Origin of the sequence: Clostridium tarantellae (genome assembly GCF_009295725.1) — a bacterium.
Classification (GTDB): Bacteria; Bacillota; Clostridia; order Clostridiales; family Clostridiaceae; genus Sarcina; species Sarcina tarantellae.
The window spans coordinates 1-2,724 of sequence record NZ_WHJC01000379.1 but is presented as its reverse complement, the minus strand read 5'-3'; the positions used below and the strand labels follow the sequence as shown (position 1 = coordinate 2,724).

1 protein-coding gene and 1 pseudogene are annotated in these 2,724 nt (G+C 27.1%); both read right to left on the bottom strand.

The features are described 5' to 3' along the window. Window positions 1–336: 336 nt before the first annotated feature. Window positions 337–2,319, bottom strand: coding sequence for a fibronectin type III domain-containing protein (locus tag GBZ86_RS14695; protein ID WP_152891890.1), 1,983 nt, complete (start codon window positions 2,317–2,319; stop codon window positions 337–339). A 188-nt stretch (window positions 2,320–2,507) separates the two neighbouring features. Then, window positions 2,508–2,724 (bottom strand): annotated as a pseudogene (locus GBZ86_RS17395) (MerR family transcriptional regulator); the annotation flags it as partial.

The following is a 2,724-nucleotide window of genomic DNA, read 5'->3' as shown; positions in this document are numbered from 1 at the left end:
ATATATAATTTTTATAGAGAAATGTTACATTTAAACTGTTTAATCATATATGACATTAATTTATTTAAATGCATTTAAAAATAAAAAAATTATTTGAATAAAAATTGAAAAATTAGACTATAATTTAAATATAATAAATCTCTCCCCATTAGATTTATTTATTGGCTTATTGATTAAGACCATAATAAACAATCCTTTTAATTTTCTTATCAAAAAAAGCATGTATTAAATTTAATACATGCTTTTTAGTTAAATAAATAAAAACTATTTTTGTGTTTTTAAAATATTGATTAAAATGGACAAATGCTTACTTGTCCATTTTAATTTTTAACTTTATTATTTAGTTGTTCTTACGTTTTTAGCTATTGGTCTTGATATTTGTCCATCAATACCTACAGCCACAATTTTAAATCCATATAAAGTGTTAGCTTCTAAATTTGTTACTTCATATTCATTTAAATTAGCAGGAACTTCATCTAGTTTAACACCATCTTTGTAGATAATATATTTAGAAACTTCTCCCCCAATAGAAGGCTCAGTCCATGATAACTTTATAGTATTTGAAGTTGTCTCTACTACTGAAAGATTTTCAACCTTTCCAGGTTTTTCATTTGGAGTTTCAGTATCTTTTACTGGTGAAACTCTGAAGACTTTAACCCCATGAGCTGGTATTTCATTTCCTTTAATTTCAGTAGTTATAACTCCTTCAGTTTTATCCCATAATTCTTTAGTATTATAGTTCTTAGCTGATAGGAAATCATCTTCATTTACTAATTCAACTCCCTCAGCAATTTCATCAATAGTTACAGAAATATCTGCAGCACTATTACTTCTATTAAATAAAACAATACCTACATCACCATTTTCTAAAGGTTTAGCTAAAACTTCAAAATCACCTTCATCCTTTATTTTATAAGCTTGCACTCCTAAAGGATCTTGATTTAAAGCTATAACATCTTTGTTAGTCAATATATCTGCTACTTCGTCACTCATATTTCTAATGTCATTTCCAATCATTAAAGGTGCTGCCATAGCTGACCATAAAGTGAAGTGAGATTTATTTTCTTCATAGTTTAAACCTTGTAATCCTACAACAAGCATATCAGGATCATTCCATCCATTTGGACCTGCATATTTTGCTAAATCCACATTTTTATCATAAATATCCACTACTTCACCCCAAGTAGCTTTTCCATGATTAAATGTAATATCTCCAGTAGTTCTCCACATGTGTCCCATTTCATCTGCCCATAACCAAGGCTCTCTATTTCCCCATTCACATACGCTAAATAAAATATCTCTACCAGTAGAATTTAATGAATTAGCCATTTTTCTATAGCTTCTAATAGCACCATCTAAATTAGCTTCTTGCTTATTATTATAAGGATTAGAGAATTTTAAAGTATTTTCTCCAGCATTTAAATTAAGTTCTATAGTTAATGTTCTAGCATCAGAGACATTCCAACTTTTAGTTGGTCTCATATAATGGAAATCACCTTCTTGTCCATTTACATCTATTTTAACTTGTCTACCTTTATCCGCTGCAATATATTTTATATCAACCTTATAAACTCCATTTTCAGGAACATTTACAGTTAATTCAGATTCACCTTCATTTTTTCCTATATAACCTAAATAACCATTAGAATTTATTTCTGCTTTTCCAATAAGGGTATGATTATTTGGTTCATAGTTATTTGTAAAATCCCCTTTATAAACTCTTATAGTACCTATATCAGCAGAGTACATATTTTGCATATTTGGATCAGGTCTTTTATCTGGTTCAGGTTCTGATATAGGATTGTTACAGAAATCATATTTAAAGAAATCTATTTCCCATTCTGCAAATTGGTCAGCATCTGACTTTTCATGTCCAAAACTACCAGGTAGATTCATACAAGTACCTGTACCTGCTGAATTATACATACCAAATTTCAAACCATTTTCATGGATATAATCTGATAAAGGTTTAAAACCATTTGGGAATTTAGTTCTATGAGGAACTAATTTACCTTCACTATCTCTAGAATTTTCAATGTAACCATCATCTAATACCACATATTCATAACCAGCGTCAGCTAAGCCCTTATTTACCATAGCATCTACAGTTTCTTTTATAACAGTTTCGTTTATATTACCACCAAAGGTATTCCAGCTATTCCATCCCATTGGTGGAACAGGAGCTAAATTTTTCTTTTCTGTTTCTGATACTTTTTTTAGTTTTTCATTAGCAATTACTGATTTTATAGGAGTTACTAATGAAGACGTTATCATTAAACTACTTATTAAAGCCATAATTTTAAGTTTATTATTTTTCATAGAATAATTCCCTCCAAATTTAATGAATATTTTTATAAAACTAAAGTAAAAATTTTACAATTATTTCATAGAGTATTTTACCATATAAATAAGTAATTTCAAACAAATTTAATTCTACATATTTTTCCAAAAGTTAATATAAATAAAAAAAACCTCATAATTTGCTAAATATAAAAAGGGAATATTTCCTATAAAATTTTCAAGTTAATATTTACAAAATATAATGCAGAGATAGTTTTTTTAGGTAAATAAAATTCAAAACTCACATAAGCTTTATTATTTTTAGCACATTTAAAATATCTATTAAGCAAAAGAATATATTCATTTATTTCTTCTATACTTCCATAAAAATTAACTGAAATAAATTTTCCTTTTATATTTTTCTTTAATATTTCAGTTTTATTT

Coding starts and splice junctions, on each gene's coding strand:
- GBZ86_RS14695 (WP_152891890.1), bottom strand. CDS start 2,319: ATGAAAAATAATAAACTTAAAATTATGGCTTTAATAAGTAGTTTAATG.